General features: G+C 69.3%; 11 protein-coding genes and 3 pseudogenes. 4 read left to right on the top strand and 10 right to left on the bottom strand.

The genetic code is table 11. The features are described 5' to 3' along the window. Window positions 1-35 precede the first annotated feature (35 nt). Window positions 36-1032: pseudogene (locus tag N4G70_RS33565) on the bottom strand (ISL3 family transposase); the annotation flags it as partial. A gap of 607 nt (window positions 1033-1639) precedes the next feature. On the opposite strand from N4G70_RS33565, the gene N4G70_RS33560 reads away from it, so the two are divergent. Then, window positions 1640-2050 carry a DUF3592 domain-containing protein gene (locus N4G70_RS33560; RefSeq protein WP_261716562.1) on the top strand — a complete coding sequence of 137 codons (411 nt, stop codon included), beginning with the start codon at window positions 1640-1642 and terminating at the stop codon, window positions 2048-2050. An 891-nt stretch (window positions 2051-2941) separates the two neighbouring features. Here N4G70_RS33560 and N4G70_RS33555 read toward each other — a convergent pair. The 7 genes and pseudogenes from N4G70_RS33555 to N4G70_RS33525 all read right to left on the bottom strand — a co-directional run. Beyond that, window positions 2942-3148: pseudogene (locus tag N4G70_RS33555) on the bottom strand (IS701 family transposase); the annotation flags it as partial. Window positions 3149-3153: 5 nt separating this feature from the next. Continuing rightward, complete coding sequence (locus tag N4G70_RS33550) at window positions 3154-3921, bottom strand: SDR family NAD(P)-dependent oxidoreductase (protein ID WP_261716561.1); 768 nt, start codon at window positions 3919-3921, stop codon at window positions 3154-3156. A gap of 77 nt (window positions 3922-3998) precedes the next feature. Further along, on the bottom strand, window positions 3999-4766 hold the full coding sequence (locus N4G70_RS33545; RefSeq protein ID WP_261716560.1) for an SDR family oxidoreductase: 768 nt from the start codon (window positions 4764-4766) through the stop codon (window positions 3999-4001). Window positions 4767-4947: 181 nt separating this feature from the next. Continuing rightward, window positions 4948-5295: a cyclophilin-like fold protein gene (locus N4G70_RS37225; RefSeq protein WP_399037758.1), complete on the bottom strand. Its 348-nt coding sequence runs from the start codon at window positions 5293-5295 to the stop codon at window positions 4948-4950. 223 nt (window positions 5296-5518) lie between these two features. Beyond that, window positions 5519-6184 (bottom strand): SDR family NAD(P)-dependent oxidoreductase, encoded by a 666-nt coding sequence (locus tag N4G70_RS33535; protein WP_261716558.1) that lies wholly within the window; start codon window positions 6182-6184, stop codon window positions 5519-5521. Between the two features lie 15 nt (window positions 6185-6199). Then, window positions 6200-6610 (bottom strand): cupin domain-containing protein, encoded by a 411-nt coding sequence (locus N4G70_RS33530; protein WP_261716557.1) that lies wholly within the window; start codon window positions 6608-6610, stop codon window positions 6200-6202. A 26-nt stretch (window positions 6611-6636) separates the two neighbouring features. Continuing rightward, window positions 6637-7653 carry a zinc-dependent alcohol dehydrogenase family protein gene (locus tag N4G70_RS33525; protein ID WP_261716556.1) on the bottom strand — a complete coding sequence of 339 codons (1017 nt, stop codon included), beginning with the start codon at window positions 7651-7653 and terminating at the stop codon, window positions 6637-6639. A gap of 214 nt (window positions 7654-7867) precedes the next feature. On the opposite strand from N4G70_RS33525, the gene N4G70_RS33520 reads away from it, so the two are divergent. Beyond that, window positions 7868-8752, top strand: a complete 885-nt coding sequence (locus N4G70_RS33520; protein WP_261716555.1) for a helix-turn-helix transcriptional regulator — start codon at window positions 7868-7870, stop codon at window positions 8750-8752. Between the two features lie 1655 nt (window positions 8753-10407). After that, on the top strand, window positions 10408-11073 hold the full coding sequence (locus N4G70_RS33515; protein WP_261716554.1) for a maltokinase N-terminal cap-like domain-containing protein: 666 nt from the start codon (window positions 10408-10410) through the stop codon (window positions 11071-11073). Window positions 11074-11319: 246 nt separating this feature from the next. Here the strand turns inward: N4G70_RS33515 and N4G70_RS33510 are convergent, their stop codons facing one another. After that, a complete protein-coding gene (locus tag N4G70_RS33510) occupies window positions 11320-12933 on the bottom strand; it encodes an alpha/beta hydrolase (protein ID WP_399037752.1) in 1614 nt (537 codons plus the stop codon). A gap of 292 nt (window positions 12934-13225) precedes the next feature. Here N4G70_RS33510 and N4G70_RS33505 point away from each other — a divergent pair. Beyond that, window positions 13226-13392 (top strand): annotated as a pseudogene (locus N4G70_RS33505) (IS5/IS1182 family transposase); the annotation flags it as partial. 270 nt (window positions 13393-13662) lie between these two features. Here N4G70_RS33505 and N4G70_RS33500 read toward each other — a convergent pair. Beyond that, window positions 13663-14562: a hypothetical protein gene (locus N4G70_RS33500; protein ID WP_261716552.1), complete on the bottom strand. Its 900-nt coding sequence runs from the start codon at window positions 14560-14562 to the stop codon at window positions 13663-13665. Window positions 14563-15471 lie beyond the last annotated feature (909 nt).

The raw sequence follows: 15471 nt of genomic DNA, 5'->3' as shown, positions 1-15471 counted from the left end.
CCTGGCTGGCGGCCACCACAGAGGCGATCCTGCCCGTCAGCCCGGCGTCTGCGCAGGTGCTCGTGGTCGGGATCGACGAGACTGGCGCGGTATTTGGGGACGGAGGATGCGTTCGGGGTCGGTCGGCGTGGGCGTAGCGTTTGACGGTGTTCAGGGACAGTCGCAGTCGGCGGGCGCATTCGAGCAGCCACGTGCTGCTGGAGGAGGACGTGGACCTGGTGCCAGGGTTCGACGGTGGTCTGGGCTCGAGGTCCTGCAAAAATTGGAGTGTCCAGCACGGCGGCCCAGCAGGTGCTGTGTGCCTTGACCTCGCTCAGGGCGGTTTCTCAGAGGCTGTGCCACACATGCCAGCGGTCGGCGACCTGCACTGCGTCGGGCAGGGCCGGCGGGTGACCTCGGCGTAGGTCGCGGAGCCGCCGCCGCATACGAGCTCGACGCCCGGATGCCCGCGCAGCCACGCTTCCAGCGTGTCGGCCGTGCGGTCGGGCAGTACGTCAATCCGCACATGCGTTTCTGCGTCGACCACGACGGTGGCGTAGCGGTGCCGCCGGCGTAGGGCGAAATCGTCGACACCGATCACGCGGGGCACCCGCCCGGCGGGCAGTGCAGTGCGGAGCACGGTGCGCAGGGCCGTGTGACGCGACAGGCCATGGCGAGTATCGCAAGCAGACGCGATCCCGCACGGCCCGCAACTCTTTGACCACGGCCTTGATCTGCCTGTTCAGGCGGGTTGTGCGTCGCTGATATCGCTCCAGCCCCCCCGGGCAGATGCTCGCGAAAAGTGCGGCGGCAGCCGCGGGTAGGACACACCAGACACCGTACCCGGACACGGACGACGGCCCTCCGACCGTCGACCGGCAGGTCAGCGACCGTCCGCCAGTGATAACCGTGCACCCGCCGCGACAACGCCCCGCACACCGGGCAGACCGCGGTCATTTCCGGAGTCCGTGCCCTCACGACCACGTGCTCGCCCTCGTCGAGCACATCCTCGATGATCAGCGGGGATACCCCCGAAAACACCGTCACCACCAGCTAGTTGAGACTCTCCACGCTCATATCAAGGACCTGCGCCACTCTGCGTCACCACCTCATGCGAGACGGGGCCGTTCTTCTGCAGTCCCAGTCCTCGATGCGCCGCAGGAAGGCAGTCGCTTCTGCGACGGCCATGCCTCGCCGCGCGTACTGCTTGGCGAGGTCCATCGACCAGGGGGCCACGGCGGCCGGGTCTGGGCTGCGGCTCAGGGCGTCGAAGATCGCGCCTGCCAGCCAGGCGGCGATCCGGGTAGTCCAGAGTGTTGTGAAGTCCCCCTCGCCCCCATCGAGGCCGAGGAGCACACACTCGCGCTCTGCTCGGCCATTCGCTCCCGGGTGGCCTCCCGTGCCGTGGGCATCAACTCGCTTACCAGCAGGCGGACTTCGAGCCAGCCAGGACGGCACTCGTCCCTTTCGTCGAGTTCGTCCCAGCCCGCCGTCCACTCCGGCGGTGGCTCCGGCGAAGGGCATACAGACACCCCAACACGACTGGTCTGCAACGCCCCTGCCTCGGCCCGATTACCTCGGCGCGGGGAGCTCCCCAGTCTGCGCGGGACGTCAGCTTGACGTCGAGTGCGCCCGGACCGCGGGTGGATATTCTGTCAGGATGCTCATCACGGGGGTCCTACTCATAGCCCTGGCCGGTACAGGATGCGCCTATCTGTCGTGGCAGTTGGTGAACCGGCTGCGTTCGGTGTTCGGCGGCATAGCCGTGGAAGGCCGCTGCGTGCGCCGCTACTCCACGGACAGCAGCGACAACGGCACCCAATGGCACCACGTGCACGGCTTCACCACCCTTGAGGGCCAATACCTGGAATTCGAGGAAGACGTCCTGCTGCTCGCCGAGGGCGACTCACTGACGATCCGGTACCGCCCGGAAGACCCCAAACGCTCCGCGACGGTCATGGGCTCCGGCGGAGCCTGGTCCCCCTTGTTCGGCCATCTGTTCGGCATCACGATCACCGGCGCGTTCGCGCTCTTCGGCCTGCTGTTGGTCTGGCTGTACTTGCGGTACTGAGCACAGCCTCCTGCCGAGACCGCATGACGTGTGACGCAGGCGCCGGACCCCGGCTGCGGGAACATCTGCCAGCCGCGGTCGTGACACGGACAGTGTTCGGCATGGGAGCCTTCACCACCGCACATGCAACGTCTGACGGCTTCGGCCCGTACAGAGTGAGGCAGGCCGCATCCCCTCAGAAGTTGGGTCGCCCGGGGGAATCTCACCCGTGGGCGACCCGACTTCTTCGCGCCCGAGGCCGCCAGGTCGACATCGACACCTGCACGTCCATCTGCCGCACGTCCTCAAGGCGACCGAAACCAGCAACGGAGCGAGCGCATGACCACCACGGCCCCGTACGAGATCGAGACCAGCGAGGGCGACGACCGCACCCGGCACATCGTCGAACAGCTCTGGACACCCGGCGAGGAGGGTGGAGAACGGCTTCGTCGTCCCTCGCGGCCTGCGTGTCACCGGGATCGACGTCCCCACCGACGGCCACTTGTACGTGCGTACACCCTTCCTCGCTCTTTCTTCGTCAAGAACCCAGTCAATGCCATTGACGGACACGTCCTCGTGGCGCCACCGCCGACACGGCCGTCACTCAAGAACAGGCACTGCGGCGCTCACCAGGAAAGGCGTGCCTGCCTGCCCCGGGTGGCGCTGAGGACACCGAGCCAGACGAGGCGCGGCCAGGGGGCCCGCCCCTGTTCAGGCGACGGGCGGAAAGCTCTCGTCGTCCGCCAGCGCGCCGTCAGGGACGGGCAGGCATTCCATGAGTAGTTGACTCCCCTGCTGCCTCACAGGGCGGAATCCCGCCTTTGCCCAGGCTCGGATGGCGTGGATGTTGGACGCTTCGGGGTCGACGGTCACCCCCTTCCAGCCCAACACGGTATGAAGATGCCGGACGAGGGCGCGGGCGCCTTCGGGCCACTCTCTCGGCAACGTGGCCTCGGGTAACACCCCGTCCCCGCAGCCGGGTTCGGTGGTGGCGGCGGCCTGAGCCAGGCGGCGAGCCCTGCCCCCGGCCGGACGCACCCGCACGACCGGGAGGTGCGAACGCATCGGCCGGGGGGAACCCTGGCGCCAGGCCACCTCAGTGAACGCCTGCCGTCCGCGGCTGCCTACTGTGCGGTGTAACCGCCGTCGACGGGCAGGGCGATGCCGGTGACGTACCCGGCGCCGGGGCTGGACAGCCACAGGACGGCCTGGGCGATCTCCTCGGCGGTCCCGAGCCGCGGAATGGCCTGGCCGGCTGCGGCCTGGTCGCTGTCGAGTTCGCCGCCTGCGAGCATGGCGTCGACCATGGGGGTGGCAATGGTGCCGGGGCACACCGCGTTGACCCGGATACCGCGGGAACCGTATTCGAGGGCTGCGCTCTTGGTGAGGCCGATCACGCCGTGCTTGGAGGCGTGGTAGGCAGCGCGGCCGGGGTTGCCGACGAGGCCGCCGAGGGAAGAGCAGTTGACGATCGCACCGTGGCCCTGGGCACGCATGTGGCGCAGTTCGTGTTTCATGGCGGCCCAGACGCCGCGCAGGTTGATGTCCTGGACGCGGTCGAACTGCTCGGCGCTCTCGTCGGCGGCGTCGGTGGGCGGGGGCATGATCCCGGCGTTGTTGTAGGCCATGTCGAGCCGTCCGAAGGTCTCGACGGTGCGGTCGACGGCGGCGGCGACCTGGTCCTCGTCGGAGACGTCGCAGACCAGGGCGAGAACCTGGTGTCCGGCGTCGGTGAGGTCCCGGGCCGCGGCGGTGACCGCGCTCTCGTTGATGTCGGCGAGGCCTACGGCGGCGCCTGCTTCGGCGAAGGCACGCGCGGCGGCCAGACCCATGCCGGAGGAGGCGCCGGTGACGAAGGCGACCTGTCCGGTGAAGTCGTAGGCGGGGTTCATGGGGACGGCTCCTCACATGGGGTTCGCCGGAGTACGGGGTTCCGACGGGGGCTTGTCATACGGGGGTGCCGGTCGGGTCAGACGGTCTGGCCGCCGTCGACGACGAGGGCGGCGCCGGTGGTGAAGGCGGCGTCGGTAGAGCACAGCCAGAGCACGGCGGAGGCGACCTCCTCGGGTTTGCCGAGACGACCGACGGGTTCGTCGGTGATGAGTCCTTCGCGTCCGCCGGGCCGGGTGTCGCCGAAGCGGCGGATCATCTCGGTGTCGATGATGCCGGGGCAGACGGCGTTGACGCGGATGCCCTGTGCGGCGTGGTCGAGCGCGGCGGAGCGGGTGACGCCGATGATCCCGTGCTTGGCGGCGGCGTAGGCGGCCTGGCCCTTGAAGCCCTTGACGCCGGCGCCGGAGGAGACGTTGACGATCGCGCCGCCGCCGTCCTGCCGGAGCATCTGCCGGATCTGGACGCGGGTGCACAGGAACGCTCCGGTGAGGCTGACGCCTAGGATGCGGTCCCAGTCCTCCTTGGCGGTGTCGGCGGCCGGCTGGACGGGCTGCTCGACACCGGCGTTGTTGAAGGCCGCGTCCAGGCTCCCGAAGCGTTCGACGGTCCGCTCGACCGCGGCCTGGACGTCTTCCTCGCTGGTGACGTCGCAGGTGAGGGCGAGGGCTTCGCCACCGTCTGCCTCGATGAGGCGGGTGGTCTCGCGCAGGCCGTCGGCGGACAGGTCGGCGAGGGCGACCCGTGCGCCCGCGCGGGCGAAGGCGAGGGCGGTGGCGCGGCCGATACCGGAGGCGGCGCCGGTGACGAACGCGGTCCTGTCGTGGAAGTCGTAGGTGGTGCTCACGTGTGTTGTCCCATCGGAAGGTGGGCCGTCGAGGAAGGAGCCCCGGGGAGTGGGTCAGTGCCGCGGGGGCACTGATGCGGTGGTGCCGTCGGGTACGCGGGCCGGGTAGTTCACTGGGCCACGATCCGGCACGGGTTGCGGGTGTGGGGAGGGGACTTGGGCGTTCGCCCAGGGTCAGGGGTCAGGAAGCGGCTTCGATGGTGATGCGCGTCGCCCGGCCGAGCTGGTCGGCGTCGACGTCGAGGTGGCCGAGGAGGAGCAGGTCGGCGGAGGGGGCGGGCCCATCCTGGTAGAAGAGGGCCAGGTTGCCCCAGGGCGCGTAGTAGGCGATGTCGCCGACCTTGGCCGCGGCCGGTTCGGGGGCGCCGGAGGTGTCCAGCTTGCGCGGCAGGTCGGCGACCCGTTCCGTGCTGTGGAAGTCCTTCAGGTCCAGGGTGAGCGGGAGCAGGTCGGTGAAGTCGCGGGCGGCGGGGCTGTTGTTCATGGTGGCCTCGACCGGGTGGCCGTCGAGGGTGACCCGGATACCCATGACAGTGCTCCTCTCGGAGGTGGATGGCGAGGTGGTGGCCGACGTCTCCTGCTGACCCGGGGGCGCGGAAGCGGAAGACGCGACGACGGAGGACGAGGCGGCCGAGGTGGCTTCCTGCGCATTGCTGGAGCAGGCGGTCACGGCCAGCAGTAGGGAGGCTGCCGGAGCGACGCGGACCAGACGGCGGCGAACTGCGTAGTTCACGAGGGGCGTCCCGGAGTGATCAGGTGGGCATGGGTTCGGCGTAATGCCGGAAGGTGCCGCGTTCGGTGTGGATGCCGTACAGCCGTTCGGCCAGTGCGTCGGGGCTGGAGTGCTGAGCGTCCGGGCGGATCGCACCGGGAACGATCAGCTGTGCGACGTGGATGTTCTCGGGCGCGAGCGCGTCGTGGAGCATCGCCGCGTAGGCGCTCTCGGCGGCGAACGCGATCGAGGTACCGGCCACCTTCGGGTTCGGGCGTACGGCGCTGCCGCCGTTGACGAACAGCAGCGTGCCCCGGCCCAGCTCCCGCATTCCGGGCAGGACGGCGTTCACGCAGGTCACCGGGCCCTTCACGGAGAAGGCCACCGGGTCGTCCAGGTCGGCGGCAGTCGTGTCGAGGACCGGCTTCATGAAGTCGCCGCGGGGTACGGGGCTGAACTGGAGGACCTCGACGGGACCCAGCGTGTCGGCGGCTTCGTGCAGAGCCGCGGTGAGGGAGGCGGGGTCGAGGACGTCGGCGGTGAACCCGCGGGCGTGGACGTCGTCCCGGGCCAGCTCGGCGGCCAGGGCCTCCTGGTGCTGGGCGGTGCGTGAGATGAGGGCGACGCGGTGGCCGGCGGTCCCGAAGCGGCGGGCAACTGCCAGGCCAAGGCCGGGGCCGGCGCCGATGAGGGCGAAGGTGGTCACGATGTTCCTCCTCGTTCAGGCGGTGGCCGGGGCGGCGTGGTACTCCTCGTCGGTGACGGGGTCCAGCCAGTGCACGACGTCGTGGTCGTCGTCGCCCTCGTTGATGGCCAGGTGGACCATCAGCCGGTTCGGTGCGGCACCGTGCCAGTGCTCCTCCTCGGCCTCAAACAGCACGCGGTCACCGGGCCGGATGACCTCCACCGGTCCGCCCCGGCGCTGGCACAGGCCGACCCCTTCGGTGACGAAGACGGTCTGCCCCAGTGGATGGCGGTGCCAGCGGGTACGGGCGCCGGGCATGAAGTGGACCAGGTTCGCGGTGACGCGGGACGGGGCCGGAGCGGCGGCGACGGCATCGATGTAGACGTCGCCGGTGAACCAGTCGGCCGGCCCCTTGGCGGTGTCGATCGAGCTGCGGGTGATCTGCACGGTTGCTCCTTCGGGCGGTGGGAGGGTCAGGGCTTGAGGAGGGTCTTGATGGTGCGGCGCTCGTCCATCGCCCTGTAGCCCTCGGCGACCTGGTCCAGGGGCAGGATCTGGTCGAAGACCTTGCCCGGGTCGATCCGGCGAGTGAGAACCAGGTCGATGAGGTCGGGGAGGTAGCGGCGCACGGGGGCGGGGCCGCCCCGCAGGCCGACGTGGGAGAAGAACAGCTCCTGCCCGTCGATCGCAACCTCGTGGGGGACGCCGACGAAGCCGACGTTGCCGCCGGGCCGGGCCGCGTGCAGGGCCTGCCGCATGGCCTCGGCGGTGCCGACGCACTCCAGCACGCTGTCCGCGCCGATCCCGCCGGTCAGTTCCTTGATCCGTTCGACGCCCTCCTCGCCGCGCTCGGTGACGATGTCGGTGGCGCCGAATTCCCGGGCGAGCTTCTGGCGGCTCTCGTGCCGGGACATGGCGATGATCCGCTGCGCTCCCCGCTCCTTCGCGGCGATCACTCCGCACAGGCCGACCGCGCCGTCGCCGACGACCACGGCGGTCGAGCCGGGCCTGACCTCGGCGGCGTCGGCGGCCCACCAGCCGGTACCCATCACGTCGGACACGGCCAGCAGGCCTGGCCAGAACCCCTCATCCGGCACCTCGCCGGTGGCGACCAGAGTGCCCTGGGCGTTGGGGATGCGCACGTACTCGGCCTGGCAGGTCGACATGAACTCGCGGTGCACGCAGTTCGACTGGAAGCCGTTGCGGCAGTTCACGCAGGTGTTGTCCGAGGTCGCGAAGGAGCCGACGACGAACTGGCCCGGCTTCACCGAGGTGACCTCGGAGCCGACCTCCTCCACGAAGCCGACGTACTCGTGGCCCATCGGGTGGGGGTCGCCGATCGGCTCCGCGCCACGGTAGGGCCACAGGTCCGAGCCGCACACACAGGTCACGGCCGTCCGGATGACCGCGTCGGTGGGATGAATGATCTTGGGGTCGTCCATGGCCTCGAACCGGACATCGCCGGGAGCATGGATCACTGCGCCGCGCATGAGCAGGACTTCCTTTGCGTGCCGAGGCGTACGACCGCCAGATGGCCGGGACCGTCGCCGTGTACAGAGCGGGGTGCACGCCCGTCGTTATGGGACGGGCGGAAAGCACCACGTCATCCAGGTAACCCCGTCCTCGCGCCCGTAGCGAGACACCATCAAGGGGTGTACTGCCAGTACATCCCTATGAACGCGGGCAGGACGTACCGTCGAAGGCGTGGACAACCAGGCAGAAGTCCGCGAGTTCCTCACCTCGCGGCGCGCGAAGATCAACCCCGAGCAGGCAGGACTACCCGCAGGCAGCCGTCGGCGCGTGCCCGGCCTGCGCCGCAGCGAGGTCGCCGCGCTCGCCGATGTGAGCGTGGAGTACTACGCCAAGCTGGAACGCGGCCACCTCGCCGGAGTCTCCCCGGCCGTCCTCGAAGCCGTCGCACGCGCTCTCCAGCTCGACGACGCCGAACGCGCTCACCTCATGAACCTGGCACAGACCGCCGACGGCTCCGAGGCCCTCACCCGCCCCCGGCGGCGTACCCCTCAGTGGAAAGCGCACCGCAGCCTGCAATGGGTCCTGGACGCCGTCACCGCCGGCCCGGCCTTCGTCCGCAACGGCCGCATGGACATCCTCGCCACCAACCAGCTCGCCCGCGCCTTCTACGACGACGTCTACGCCACGCCCCACAACCAGGCCAACCTGGCCCGCTTCAACTTCCTCGACCCCTCCTCACGGCGCTTCTACCCCGACTGGGACCAGGCCGCCGACGTCGCCGTGTCGATCCTGCGCACCGAAGCCGGACGCAACCCCCACGACAAGGGCCTGCACGACCTCGTCGGCGAACTCTCCACCCGCAGCGACGACTTCCGCACCCGCTGGGGCGCCCACAACGTCCGCCACCACGGCACCGGCACCAAACGCTTCCACCACCACGCCGTCGGCGAGATGACCCTCGCCTACGAGGGACTCGAGATGGCCGCCGAACCCGGCCTCACCCTCACCATCTACACCGCCGAACCCGCCTCACCCTCCGACGAGGCACTGCGCCTGCTCGCCTCCTGGGCCGCCACCGACCAGCCCACCTCAGCCACACCCCGCTCCCGCACCTGACCGACACCACTCCCACCGGTGCCAGTTACCGCACGCCACGGTTCTTATAGCCCCTCACCGGTAGGCAAACGTGACGAATGATGACAGAGGCCTCATGTGTCCGGTGAACCCCTACATTCCGGGGCTTCACGAAGGCACAGATCCAATCAGATCCGATGACGGCTGACGAGCCGGTTTGATGACACCTGGGTCCGACCTGCCGACAGGAACGGGGAGAGTCCGGATCGCGGACTCACCGTCCCAACTCACTCTCACTCACAAGTGAACCCAGGCATTTTCCGGGAATGGTTTGTGCCACGATCCGGAGTCATGACGGGCCCGCAAACCGCACGCGCACTCCACTGACATCGAGCCTGCACCGATTGCCAACGAAGTGGGATCGCAGCACAGTTGACTGCTCGGGTCTCCTGACCCTGTCGCACTGAACCTTGCCTCTTTTCACCGAAACCTGAGCACCCGCTACGCCACGGGCCAGAGGAGCGCCTCCCTATGAATGGGACCCATCACTTGCGCGTTCTGTAGCCGCTGCCGACTCGGCAAGTACGCGGACAGCGAGCAGAGCCGTTACCTCGTCGCGGATCCCCGTCGACTCCCCCTGCTCCACGATCATTTACGCCGCTGCATGCCAGGGCCTCGGCGTAGTCGCGTTGCGTCCGGTTTGTGATCATCCGAGGCCGAGGAGCGAGGGGCCATCGAGGATCGCGGGGGTTGCGTCGCAGGTCCGCGACCCAACGTTGGAGCACAACTAGAGCTCCGGGCGGGGGTGGGATCCGGTAGCGGTGCGTCGGTTTCCGGCCCGTCTGGGGCGTGGGTTTGCGGGAACAGTACGCACATGATGAATTCGCAGCTGGCCGCGGTGAACAGCCATCCCACGGCGCTTCCGGTGTGGGGGCAGGTGGCGTTCGTGGTCGTCTTTCTGGTCGCGACAGTCTTCGTTGTGACTGGCTTGATCCGCAGACGAAGGAAGTAGCGCGCCCAGGTGGGACGTTGCGGGGTGCGAGCAGTTGGCATACAGGGAATCCCGTAAGAACGATCTTGTGTCGGACGGCGACGTCAGAACGTCCTGCCATTGAGGTTGGACGGATGCGGGGGCCGCATCGGGACCCTCGGACACGCCGCGTTCCGGAGAACCAGGTGTCCGGGTTCGACTATTGGGCGATCCCCGGCCCCCGCAACGACGGTTGAGTCCGCCTCAGCGCTGTGCGTGGGTCTGTCACTCCCCCATGACAGGCTCAATCCATGAGCCCCGGCAGACTCCCGCGTGCCCGGGGGTGTTCCGGAGCTGGAGGACACCGGGCAGATACTTGGGTCCGTGGTCGAATGGCTGCCTTGTCGGAACCGGGAGATCAGTGTGGCGGGTCCACCCGGAGTGGCGGGGCGGACGCCCGGTGCACGGCGAGCACGCGACGGCGTCCACCTCGCCGTCCAAGCCGTCGCCACCGTGGCAACCTCGCCTGGGCAGGGTGAAACAGCAGGTAAAACGCCACTCCGGCCTGCCCGATAAGGATCTTCCGCAACGGCGTTCAGGGCGGGCACACCTCGTGCATCTCATCAGCGGACCCCACCGGATGAAACCCGCTTGACCGGCGCCGTGCGGATGGGAAGGTGTGAAGATCGCATCCGATCGCATCCGCCCAACGGAAGAGAAGCCCGGCATGGCCGTCATCCACCACACCGTCCTCAAGCCGACCAAGCTGGAACTGCTCACCTCCTGGCTTCCCTCTCGGCCCTGGTACGCCGGCGGTGCGGGCGCACCGGAACTGGCCAAGGCAGGCGGCTTCCGGCTGGATGACCCGCAGGGTGAGGTCGGGATCGAGTTCGTGGTGGTCACCGACACCTGCGGCGCTCAACCGGTCGCCTACCTGGTGCCGCTCACCTACCGGGGTGCCCCGCTCGACGGGGCGGAGCACGCCCTCGTCGGCACCATGGAGCACGGGGTACTGGGGCGGCGCTGGGCCTACGACGGCTGCCACGACCCGGTGCTGACCGCCCAGTTGCATGCCCTGATCGAGGGCCGGATCCAGGCCCAGGACCAGAACACCAGCGACGTCCCCGACCGGGAGATCACCCGCTCCTACACCGGTGACGGCTTTGTCCCCGCGGACTTCACTACCACGGCGACCGACGACCGAGAGGGCACCGAACTGACCTCACCGCACGGCACCACCCTCCGCCTGAACCGGGTCCTGCGCCCCGCCCCGGACGACACGTCCCTCCTGCCGCCGCACGCGACCGGCCACGTCGCCGGTGCCTGGCACATGCCGGACGGTACGAGCGCGCGGGGGTTGTTCGCCGTCCTGTACACCGGCCCCCGCGGCTAGTACGGCAACGGTGCTTGCCGTGACTGGTGGAGGGGCCGGTCACCGGTGTGGCTATGGGAGGGAGCCTTGCCGGTGCAGACTGTGGGTGCGTGAACTGGGCGCGATGCATGAGCGGAGTGCAGCGCGGCCGCGGCCGCCGTGAACGCGGCGGGACAGTGCCTCGTCCCCCAGGGACTCCGCTCTCCTGGACCATCAAGATCCAGGTCTCTCCGGTGTCCAGAACCTGGGGTTACGGCCTGCGGGCCGCTACCCCGCCTGCTTGACGCAGGTCCGGTCCCTCGCCGGCAGCTTGCCGGTGGCCAGGTACCGGTTGACCTCGTCGTCCACGCACGCGTTGCCGTAGCGCCCGAAGAGGGCGTGCCGGTTGGCGCCCGCGAGGGTGACCAGCCTGGAGCTGGGCAGTTGCTTGTGCAGTTCGACGCTTCCCTTGTAGGTCGTTCGCGGGTCGCCGGTCGCGGCGACGATCAGTGCAGGGGCGTCGCGCCGCACCCGGGTGGGCTCTTCGCGCGGGGAGTCCCAGAAGGCGCACGGGTTGATGTTGTTGGTCAGAGCGCCGAACAGGGGGTGCGCGGTGCGGTTGCGCTCGATGTCCCGCCAGTAGAGCTCGGGGTCGCGCGCGGCGGCCACGTCCCCGCAGATGACGGCGGACTGCGCGCCGGTGGGCTCGCCCTCACCGCGCAGCACGTACCGCAGCTCCGGGACGAGGGCCGGCGGCACCGTCGTCGGCCGGCCCTCCGCGGCTTTGGCCAGTACGGACAGCAGCTCGCCGAACGACGCCCGCGCCGGGGCAGTGTCGTCCGCGATGCCTGAGAAGAGCAGGAGCGGCACCTGGCTGTCGTCGATCCGGAAGGCATCGGCGCCGACACCGATGGTCAGCGGACCGCGCGCGGCCGCCGCGACGATGCGGTCGACGGTGGTGAGCACCTCGGCGCGGCTGCGGCCGAGGCCATAGGTGCCGTGGTGTTCCGCGGCCCACTTGGCCCAGTCGGACAGTGCCTTCTCGTTCTCGGGCTCGGTGCCCTTCAGCAGCCGAGGGCGGTAGTCGCTCGGGTTGATCGCGCCGTCCAGCACCATCCGGTCCTGGCGGCCGGGGAACATCTGCGTGTAGACGGTGCCCAGGTAGGTGCCGTACGAGTAACCCAGGAAGGAGATCTTCCGCTCGCCGAGCGTGCCGCGGATGACGTCCATGTCGCGGGCGGTGTTGCGGGTGGTGATGTGCGGGAGCACCGCGGCGTCGGTGGCCCGGCACTTGTCGGCCAGGCTTTTCTGCAGCGCGACCTGGCGGTCGAAGCCCGCCCGGCTGCTGCCGGCGGACAGCCACGTCATACCGACGGGCAGACCGCAGTCCAGCGCGGTGCTGCGCCCGATGAAGCGCGGGTCGAAGCCGACGATGTCGTAGCGCGCGCCGACCTCCTTCATCGACGCACGCGCCTGCGGCGGGGACTGGAGCGCGGGACCGCCCGGACCGCCGTTGTTGAGGAGGATTGCACCGATGCGGTGGCGTGTGTCCGTGGCCTTGAGCCGGGAGACCGCCACGGTGATCGTGCGTCCCCGGGCATCTGCGTAGTCCAGGGGCACCGTCACGTCCGCGCACTGCACGCCCGCCCGGTCCAGATCGCGGCCCGTGGTGTCGTCGGGGCCCTTGATGCAACTGCCCCAGTCGAGGTGCTGACGGTAATACCGGTCCAGCCCCGCCCCAACCCTGTCCGGGGCTCCGGGGCCGGCGGCCGCGGCCAGGACAGGCGAAGACGTAAAACAGGCGGCGAGAGCGAGACCCACGGCCAGGACACGGCGTGCGCCGGGACTGACAGCAGTGGTCACGGGGGCTTGGTGAGCATCATCCACTTCGTGTGATCGCATGCCCCGAGGCTAGAAACCCAGCCCGGCAGGCCACATCGCCCAAGGGGACGAGGACCCCGGTCCCGCCCACCCCCCATCCGGGACCTGCGTCCCGGACCGCTCTCCTCCCGCGGGAGGAGACCCCCGGCGGGGCTGCACTGGGGGCCGGCTCCGGCCATGCGCCCGTCGTAAGCGGAGAAAGCCGCACCAGCACGCCGTCAGGAACCCGTCTACGCAGCACCAGCAAACTTACGCACCACTCCCCCACCAAGAGCGGCTGTCACCTGAGGGCTTGCAGTCCGCTCAGGTAGTTGGCGACCGGGAGGTGTTGGCCGCGATCGTGTTCGTGGCCACCTCGGGTTGTACCTTGCAGCAGTTGTCTTCCCCGTCGTTCGGCCCTTCCGGACCTATTGCCCGCTGGTGGTGTTCGGAGTGGTCGCAGGCCAGAGCGCGGCCTAGCTCCACCGCCTGGTCCTCGACGGTGAGTGTGTGGCGATCGGGCGGGCGCCACCTGCCGAGGCCTGCCGTTCGGGACAGCGGTCCCCGCCCTCTGCGCAGTGTGCGGTGACCGGGGTTCCGTCCGCGAACCTCCAGCCGCGCTGGAGGGAGACGACGTAGCGGCGGTGGTCGTCGGTGTGGAGTTCGTCCACCATCGCCGGGCGCAGCCGCCGTCGGTTCCGTAGTCGTACAGGTCGGTGAAGAGCAGATCGATGACGCGGCCGCCGCAGGGAGGCACGTAAGGCCGGGGGATCAGGGAGTGCGGGAGTTGTTCCATAGGCGTTGGGCGACTTGGAGGGCGGCGGTGTTGGCGATGCTGAGGGTGCCGCCGTGGCCTCGGACGGCGGTGGTGCCGCCGATGAGGTCCCAGTTCTCGTTGCCGCGTTTGAGGTGGATCGTGTCGACGGGAGCCTTTTCGAAGGCGGTGAGAGCTGACCAGGGGAGCTCGGTGGTGGTGCCGTCCTTCGTACGGAGGAAGCCGCGGTCGGTGAGGCGCAGGTTGCGGCTGTGCTCAAGGGCGTATTCGCCGGTGCGGTCGAGTGTGTCGAGTACGTCCTGGACCTTGGCGCGGACGGCAGCCGTGGTGATGGCGTCCAGGAAGGCGGGGTCGGCGGGACGGCCTGAGATGGTCAGGGGATCGCGGCGGCCGGTGATGCGCAGCTCCAGGATGACGAAGCCGTTCCACTTACCGTCGGTGAATACCCTGGAGCTGAGTTGGGTGATCTGGTCCCATTGCACCCAGTGCACGGCCTTGTTCTTGTCGACGTATTTCAGCGCGTGGGCGTGCAGGGTCACGCTGGTACGGGACTGCAGCGGGACATGGAGTTCCTGGGGGCCGACGTCGTCCGGCTCGGGGCAGGTCCGGGCGGCGCCCGTCCGGACCCGGGTCACCTCTCGAGAGGCGGAGGCCGCGGCGACGGCCGCCCCGATAAGCAGCACGGAGCCGATGCCCAGGGCGCCCAGTTGCATCTTCTGGCGGTGGTCGTCGACGCGGCCTTCGATGTCGTCGTAGTCGTATGACTCGCCGGTCTGCAGGTTGCGGCAGGTGTCGCCCTCTTGCATCACCTTTCCCTCGCAGCGGTCGATGTCACCGTCCCAGGGGACTGCGAACCCCCCGAAGACGACCAGCGCACCGAGGAGACCCGCGACCACAGATCCGGTGTATCGGCCCACAGCACTTCCCCATTCACGTTTCCGGATGGGCGACTTGGCCCTGACGGATGCCGATCATCCTGTCAACTGGACTACGGGGCAAGGGTGTTGGGGTTGCCTATGCCTTCACAAGGGATATGACCAGACCATCATCCACACCGTCCTGGCCGCACCCGCCCGCCTCAATCACGGGGAGCGATGAGCACGCTCCCGGATAACGATCTGTGCGGCCGTCCAATCCCCCAGCCCAGGCCTACTCGTGAACAGCCTTCGACAGACCCCGTCCCGGCAGCGTCCTCGCTCAGTTCGACGTCTTCAAAGGGCGCCGCCCAGCCGCCCCAGGTGGACCCGGCCGTCGCGGAGGCGGTAGAGCGGCAAACCGCTGCGACGCGCGCGCTGTCCCGCCGCGCGTTCTCGAGCCCGCCGTAGTGGTCCCGGACGACGCGGCGGCCCCGATCGATCCCCGCATACGCAGGGAGCAGGAAGCGGCCGTTGCGGGACCCATCATGCTTTGAGGGTCTGTCCGTGCACGCGCCGGGATGGCCCCCCGCCCAGTGCTCCATCCAGCCCCAGGTCCCTCAGCTCCCCGTGCGCGGGGATGGACCCGACTCCTCGAAAGCCGAGAGCACGGGGTAATTCTGTTCCACGCACGCAGGACCGCGACATCGAGGCGGTTGAGCTGCTCCCCGCGCGCGCTGAGCAGTCGATGCCAGCGCCGGGCCAGACGATCACGAGATGCCCGTCGGCCAGCGCACGCCCAGGGGGGGTGGGCACCGGCCTACCTCGTATCCCAGGTAGGAGGCGTTAACCGCTGGTTGCCGCGTCGTGACGTTTGCTGGTTTCGGCTATGGCAGGGGGCTTTGCGTTGGTGTCGCCCGAGCTCCACGGCACTTTGCCCTGTGTCACGGC

This window comes from Streptomyces sp. ASQP_92, assembly GCF_025399895.1.
In the GTDB taxonomy this organism is placed as follows: Bacteria; Actinomycetota; Actinomycetes; order Streptomycetales; family Streptomycetaceae; genus Streptomyces.
The sequence above is the reverse complement of the archived record's forward strand: the minus strand, read 5'-3'. Positions and strand labels throughout refer to the sequence as shown.